This is a genomic window from Hydrogenovibrio sp., assembly GCF_049975065.1.
Classification (GTDB): domain Bacteria; phylum Pseudomonadota; class Gammaproteobacteria; order Thiomicrospirales; family Thiomicrospiraceae; genus Hydrogenovibrio.
Window position 1 is genome coordinate 1 of record NZ_JBNGDN010000093.1, and the last position, 7,594, is coordinate 7,594.

Genomic DNA, 7,594 nt, shown 5'->3' on the forward strand with positions numbered 1-7,594 from the left:
TTCCGGCTTGGCGCAGTGGATTACATCACCAAACCGTTTCAGGGTGAAGAACTGATTGCTCGGGTCAAAAACCACTTGGAACTCGCCACCGCCAGACAACTGCTCAAGCAGCACAATATCACCCTGCAGAACACCCTCATTCACCGTGAGAAACGCTTTGCCACCGAACTCGAAGAAAGCCAGAAGGAAATCATTTTTGTCCTCACCGAACTGATGGAATCCACCTCCGACGAAACTGGCCAGCACATCCGCCGTGTGGCCGAATACTCCAAGCGCCTGGCGCATTACCACCCCAGCCTATCCGACACAGACGAAAATACACTTTATCACGCCGCCCCCATGCACGACATCGGTAAAATGACCATCCCCTGAAAATCCTTCACAAGCCCGGCAAACTCACCGCCGAAGAGTTTCAAGTCATCAAAACCCACACCACCGCCGCTCACGACATCCTCAAATTTTCCAAACGCAAATTCATTCAGGTCGCGGCCATTATTGCCCTGCAACATCACGAACGCTGGGACGGCAACGGATACCCCAATCGTCTGGCGGGCGAAAACATTCACCTATACGCCCGCATCGTCTCCGTTGCGGATGTGTTCGACGCCCTCACCCATCGGCGCCACTACAAAGATGCGTGGTCAATTGAAGCCGCGGTGGACTATATGCTGGCACAAAACGGCACCCAGTTCGACCCGCAACTGATGGACATCTTCAAAGCGCATCTCGATGAATTCGTCGCCATTGCCCAAGCCTAAATTGATCAGGCCTGGTCAATTTACCGTGTTGTCTCAACCGACCCCGTCCAAGTGCTCATTATCCTTTAGGCGAATCTTTTTAGAGAGCTTTCTGAAACCATTTTGGTTCCTACTCTTACTCTGGACACCACCGCTGCAAGCGCTGGAACTGACCCCAACCGAACAGCAATGGATTGCCCAACACCCTGAAATCACCCTAGGCGCCGACCACCAATGGCCGCCGTATGAATTTGTGGATGAGCAAGGTCGCCACAGCGGCATTTCCGCCGACCTGCTCAGTCTGATTGAGCAGCAAACCGGGCTCAAAATTCACGTCAAACCCGATGTCTGGTCAAACTCGTTGCAGGCGGCCAAACAGGGGGATCTGCACGGCCTCAGTTGCGCCGTCGCCACTGAAGATCGCAAGCCGCACTTCTTCTTTACCCAGCCCTACACCCGTATGCCGCTGGGGCTCTTCGCCCGGCAAAACACCGCCGCCAGTCGCATACACTCTTTGAACGACTTACAAGGGCTGCGCATCGCCATCAATCGCGACTCCTATTTGCACGAATGGTTGCAACGCCACTACCCCGATTACGACTATGCCCTCAAATCCTCCAACCTGGAAGCCCTCGAAGCCGTCTCTTTCGGTCAGGCCGATGTCTATATCGGCAACCTCGCCGTCGCCACCTACCTCATCCGACACCACTACCTCACCAATTTGCACATTCACGCCAAGGTCGATGATTTCCAAACCGAAACCGCCATCGCCGTCCACAAAGACCACCCCATTCTGTTCGGCATTCTGCAAAAAGCCCTGGCGGATCTGTCACATCAAGACAAAGACCGCATACTCAACCACTGGTTCAGCGCCTCCCAAACCGAGCCCATTTACAAAACCCCACAGGAAAATCAATGGCTACGCGAACACCCGGTCGTTCAAGTGGCCGGTGAAACCGACTGGGCACCCTTTGATTTTGTCGATGCCCAAGGCGACTACCAAGGCATTGCCAAAGACTATCTCGATTTAATCGCGCAGAAAACCGGCCTGCGATTCAAAATCACCACCGGCACCTGGTCCGACAACCTGCAACAACTGAAAGACAAACGTGTGGATTTGCTGCCCGCCGCCGCCATGAATGCCGAGCGCCGCCAATACGCCCGCTTCAGCGAACCCTACTTTAAAACCCTCTCTTACTTTTTTGTGCGCGATGACGTCGCCCCCAAAAGAATCGACGATTTAAACGGCCTGACACTGGCCATCCCGAAAGGCTACGCGCAACTTAACTACCTGCAAGAACACTTTCCGGACATCCAGCTACTGCAAACCGACACCCTGGACGACGCCATCAATGCCGTCATTGAGAACAAAGCGCAACTGCTCTACGACAACTACTCGGTGCTGTCCTACACCTTGTCGCAATACGGCCTCCACACCATCAAACCCTTCTTAGCTTCAAAACAACCAGGCCTGGCCATTCGCTTTATGATTCGTCAAGACGCCCCGGAACTGCAGTCGATACTCAACAAAGCCCTGAACAGCCTCACCCCGAGTGAAGAACAGCGAATTTACGACAAATGGCTCTATCGTCCGCCGGAAACCGACCGACTGACATTCACCCCCGCGCAAAAAGACTGGTTGGAAAAACACCCGCTTATCCGCATTGGCGGCTTCCCAGACTGGCCCCCTTTCGAACACTTTACCCCACAAGGCGACTATGTCGGCATCGTTCCCGACTTTCTCGAAGCGGTGGAAACCCTCTTGCCGATCACCTTCGAACCTCAGCCGGTGCAACGCTGGCGCGACACCTTGGCCATGGCCGAGCAAAAAACCCTGGACGTGGTCACCGCCGACCTCAATGACCCAGATCTGAACCAGCACTATCGCCCCATCCAACCCTTTATCAAAAGCCCGATCGTCATTATCATGAAAGACCCGCACGAGTTTGTCGATGACTTGGCCGATCTGCCGCAGAAAACCATCGCCTATGTCACCGGCTACGGTTACGGCCACCTCATCAAACGCACCTATCCCGGACATCAATACCAAGCGGTCAACACCGCGGAACAAGCGCTGGAAGGCGTGGCCATCGGTCAATACGACGCCGCTTTGCTGTCATTGCCCAAAGCCAGTTACCTCATCAAACAGCACAACCTTCACACCCTCAGCATCGTCGGCAAAACCGAATTGTTTCTGCAGATCACCCTTTTTGTCACCCAAGACCAACCGCAACTGCACCAGCTGCTCAACCAAGCCATGCAGAGCCTGACGCCGCAACAGAAACAAGCCATCTTAGAACGCTGGATCAAACTCGACTACGCCCCGCAATTCGACTACACCCGACTGATACAACTGGCCGGATTATTCTTGGTGATACTGCTGATTATTCTTTACTGGAACCGCAAACTGGTGCGCGAAATCCAACAGCGCAAAATCATTGAAGCCGAGCTGGTGCACAACGAAGCCCTGCTGCAAGAAGCCAAACAACAAGCCGAAGCCGCCAACCGTGCCAAATCGGAATTTCTCGCCAATATGAGCCATGAAATCCGCACCCCGATGAACGCCATTCTCGGCTTTACCGAGCTGCTCAACGAACAGGTCGAAGCGCCGCGACTGAAAAGCTTTATCCGCACCATTCAATCGGCCGGAAACACCCTGCTGATGCTCATTAACGACATCCTCGACCTCTCCAAAATCGAAGCGAGCAAAATGACCCTGCAAAAACAGGCCACCAACCCCTATGATTTGTTTCGCGAAATGGGCGACATTTTCACGCTCAACCTGCAAAACAAAGGCTTGGATTTTCTCGTCGAAGTGGATAATCACCTGCCGCAATCGCTGTTGCTGGATGCCGTGCGCTTGCGTCAGATACTGTTTAACCTCATCGGCAATGCCGTCAAATTCACCGAAAAAGGCCACATCAAACTGACGGTCAAACCCATCAATGTGCAGGAACACCTCAGCAAACTCGACATAGTGATCGAAGTCTGCGATACCGGCATCGGCATTCCGAGGGAACAACAAACGCGCATATTCAACGTATTTGAACAACAAGACGGGCAAAACACCCAAAAATATGGCGGCACCGGACTCGGGCTGTCGATCACCCGGCGACTGGTGGACATGATGGGCGGCGAAATTACCTTGGAAAGTCAACCAGGCCAGGGCACCTGTTTTCGGATTCTGCTGCCCAAAGTGGACATTGCTTCCGTCCATTCCGAGACAAATCCGCCAGGCCTGGCGGAAAAGACCGGCCGCGACAACCCGCCCGGAATCATACGCTTTCAAGCGGCCAAATTACTGGTGGTGGACGACATTGAAGACAATCGCGCCCTCATTCTCCACAATTTCGACAACAGCGACATTGAATGCACCCAAGCCGAAAACGGCGAAGTCGCCTTGACCCTGTGCCAGCAAGAAACCTTCGATCTGGTGCTGATGGACATCCGCATGCCGGTCATGGACCGCTACCAGGCCGCTCAAGCCATCAAAGCCATTCACCCGAACCTGCCGATAGTGGCGCTGACCGCGTCGGTCATGGAAGACACGGAAGAAAAAGCCAAACGCCAATATTTCGACGACTATTTGCGCAAACCGGTACGCAAAGCCGAGCTGTTCCAAACGCTCAGTCGGTTTTTGCCCCATGAGATGGAAACGCAAAACCTTCAAAGACCGGAAAACAGCGACGCCCTCAACGTTCAGTCACCACAAGACGCAACCGAATTTTTGGAAGCGCTAACCGTCTTGCAAACGGCGCAGCAAAAAGCATTGAAAACCAACAGTCTCGATGACATCCAGCAGTTTGCCGAACAATGTCGCCCGATTGCCGAGCGCCACGCCTGCTCCCAGCTGCAAGCGCTCAGCGAAGGGCTGCTGGCCGCCGTCGAAAGCTTTGACATCCCCGCGCTGCAAAACGGATTGCATCAATTCAGTGAGCTCAAAAACCGCCTTGAACACGCCTTGAATGCAAACGCATCGAAACACTCATAATAAAGTGCTCATAATAAAATCCCCGTTTCCGGTTTCCGGCTGGGGCGTGCCAGAATTGGCAGATACAAGACCGTCAACCCTAAAAACGCCAGACTCCAACCCAACTGGCTGGCCTGAACCCACCAAACCGTGTACTCCGGCAACAAGAGCGGAAACGCCACCCGCAGAACGGCGGAGACCGCCAAAAGGGCAAACACCCAAACCAAACTTTTCGGCGGTTCAAACACACTCCGCTGGGTATGCCCCAACGAAATACGCGCCATAATCGACGAGCACAACAAACCAATGCCCCCCGCCGCCAGCGCATGCAAGGCAATCGATTCACTGACCCATCCCAGGCCGACCAAGCCATACAACACCATCCCGGTTATCATAAACCCATAGGAAAGATGCAACGGCCATAATAATAGCACCGACCAGATGCGCGGATGGTACCAAGCCTTCAACCGGACAAAATGCACAAGGGCCAATGGAAACGCAATCAAAGCGGTCGCCCAATGCTGCGGAAAAAACACCGCCGCCAGCATCAACGCCAGAAAGCCGACCAGCGCCAAGGCATCCAGCCGTTTCGATGGCGAACTTTCCGGCAACCCCAACGCCTTTTCGGTGAAAAACGGAATCAAACGGCGCATCATGGTCAGATTAATCGCCAACACCAGAAACAAGCCGAAAATCACCCCCATGTGCAGGCCGTTATCCAGCCAGTTAAACGCCCCAGCGTAAAACACCCCATTGGCCGCCAACAATAAGACAAATTTCGAGGCCAGCCCCATTTGAGGCCACAATTTTTGACGCAACACCGGCCCGATAAACAGCCACAGCAGCCCGAAGTTAAACAGCAAATCGAACGTCGCCACCCAAATCAACGGCCAATCCAGCAAAAACCCGATTCGCGCCAAAGCCCAACAGGCAAACACCAAAGCCAAACGCCCGCCAGAAGCAGAATTTTCGCGCGACCAGTTCATCACCGCCGTGAGCAAAAACCCCGCTACCGTCGCCAACGCATAACCGAAGACCATTTCATGCGCATGCCAATACATCGACGGAATACCGGAAAAGGTCGTCATCGCCGCGGGATATTGCCCAAACCAAATCAGCATCGCCACGCCGCTGAACAGACTGCCACCGAGAAAGAACGCGCGGAAAGCGCGATCGAAAAAGAACATAACGAATTAAGCTTGCTCGGGTCGGGAAGCCCGAGCCGTGCGAGACGAACGCCAAAGCCAAATCAGATACAGCATCACCAGCGCCGCAATGGCCAAATCCGACACCATGGCGATCTCTTCCTTCTGGGTGACGCCTTGCCCCATCCGCATCCAATGCTGCACCCCCGCCGCGCCCAGATACAAAGCACCGGTAAAGGCCGCCGTTGGCCGCCAAGACACCGCCCACAGGCTCACAATGGCGGCTGTGCCCATCACCAAATTTGCCAAGCCCAACTCTTTGACGATGACATCCGCCGTCACCGGCAGGCTCAGAATCGAGGCGGTCATTTCGGGATGAAACACCTGACTCAATCCGGCGGTCAACAAGCGCACCCCCACCGCCCAAAACACAAACCACTTGAACAGCACCGCCGTGTAAGCAAAGGCACTGGTCTGCAACGCCTGCCGACGGCGCTTGCGGGTAAAATAAAATTCCACATAGACCGATAACACCGGCAATAGAAACATCACCGTCACAATATAAATCAAATAAGGTTGCGTCATCATAATCTCCTCTCAAACCTTGAATTCAAGAACAATAGGCGGTCGCTAAAACGCAAAACGCCCAGACCTGGGCGTTTTCAAGGCTGCCGCCTTCGCGGAACCGCGCGACGAAGCTTACCGAGAGTTCATGCTAACACGAAACCGAAGGTGAATTTTAACAGCATCACCACCAGTAACAAGGCGGCGGTGCCTGCCAGATAAAGGCCGACAAACCAAAGCCAGCCTTGTTTACGGCTCGGTTTCCTGTCAGTAGCCTTCTTCAAAGTCTTCCACCTTACCGGAGAAAATGCGGTAACCCCAAAGCGTGTAAGCCAACACCAACGGTAGGAAAATCAGCACGCCCGGCAAAGCAAACCACAAACTGGCTTCCGGCGCATGCACCTCCCAAAGGGTAAACTGATGCGGCATCAGATACGGGAAAAGCCCGACCACCAGCCCGATAAAGCCCAGCACAAACAGCCCCACCGTCAGCCAGAAAGGCTTAGCACCGCATTCTTCGCCATTCAGCGAACGATACAACCACCAGCCGAACAAGGCGCTCAAAACCGGCATCGGCAACAGATAAAAGGCATTCAACCCTTCCAGCCAGCGCGTGCGCACCCATTCATTGCTGTACAGCATCCACAGGCTGACCACCACCAAACTCACCATCATCACAATCACCAACCGACGTCCCAAACGCGCCGCTCGCACCAAGAGTGCCCCACGCGTTTTCAGCACCAGATAGCAGCTCGCCAGCAACGCATAAGCCGCCACCACCGACACACCGGTGAAAATCGTAAAGGGTGAGAACCAATCCAACACAAACAGCTCACCTTCCATGCGACCGCCCTGCACCACTGCGCCCAACACCATGCCTTGGCACATGGCCGCCAGGGTCGAACCGCCGAAAAAGGCCGCATCCCACACCCGCTTGGAACGCACCGCCTTGAAACGATACTCAAACGCCACACCGCGCAGAATCAACCCCATCAGCATCAAAATCAACGGCACATACAAGGACGGCAACAAATGCGAATACACAAACGGAAAAGCCGCAAACAGCACCACCCCGCCAAACACCAGCCAAGTCTCATTGCCGTCCCAGACGTGCGAAATGGAACGCATCACCGTATCGCGCTCTTCGTCGCCGTCAAACCAAGGGTAGAGCACCCCCA

6 protein-coding genes are annotated in these 7,594 nt (G+C 54.3%); 3 read left to right on the top strand and 3 right to left on the bottom strand.

What is annotated here, in order from left to right:
* The 3 genes from ACP5D0_RS09240 to ACP5D0_RS09250 all read left to right on the top strand — a co-directional run.
* A partial coding sequence (locus ACP5D0_RS09240) for an HD domain-containing protein (protein WP_472365463.1) occupies positions 1-372 on the top strand: 372 nt, incomplete at its 5' end.
* Between the two features lie 47 nt (positions 373-419).
* Complete coding sequence (locus ACP5D0_RS09245; RefSeq protein WP_472365468.1) at positions 420-758, top strand: HD-GYP domain-containing protein; 339 nt, start codon at positions 420-422, stop codon at positions 756-758.
* A 25-nt stretch (positions 759-783) separates the two neighbouring features.
* A complete protein-coding gene (locus ACP5D0_RS09250) occupies positions 784-4,728 on the top strand; it encodes a transporter substrate-binding domain-containing protein (RefSeq protein ID WP_472365464.1) in 3,945 nt (1,314 codons plus the stop codon).
* Between the two features lie 8 nt (positions 4,729-4,736).
* On the opposite strand, the gene ACP5D0_RS09255 is transcribed toward ACP5D0_RS09250, so the two are convergent.
* The 3 genes from ACP5D0_RS09255 to cydB all read right to left on the bottom strand — a co-directional run.
* A complete protein-coding gene (locus ACP5D0_RS09255; RefSeq protein WP_472365465.1) occupies positions 4,737-5,894 on the bottom strand; it encodes an NnrS family protein in 1,158 nt (385 codons plus the stop codon).
* A 6-nt stretch (positions 5,895-5,900) separates the two neighbouring features.
* Entirely contained in the window at positions 5,901-6,440 is a 540-nt protein-coding gene (locus tag ACP5D0_RS09260) for a DUF6790 family protein (protein WP_472365466.1), read from the bottom strand.
* A 243-nt stretch (positions 6,441-6,683) separates the two neighbouring features.
* The coding region (cydB, locus tag ACP5D0_RS09265; RefSeq protein WP_472365467.1) for a cytochrome d ubiquinol oxidase subunit II at positions 6,684-7,594 on the bottom strand (911 nt) is incomplete at its 5' end.

What these genes read in the sequence shown, in the direction of transcription:
- ACP5D0_RS09255 (WP_472365465.1), bottom strand. Translation starts at nt 5,894, where the DNA reads ATGTTCTTTTTCGATCGCGCTTTCCGCGCGTTCTTTCTCGGTGGCAGT.
- ACP5D0_RS09260 (WP_472365466.1), bottom strand. Translation starts at nt 6,440, where the DNA reads ATGATGACGCAACCTTATTTGATTTATATTGTGACGGTGATGTTTCTA.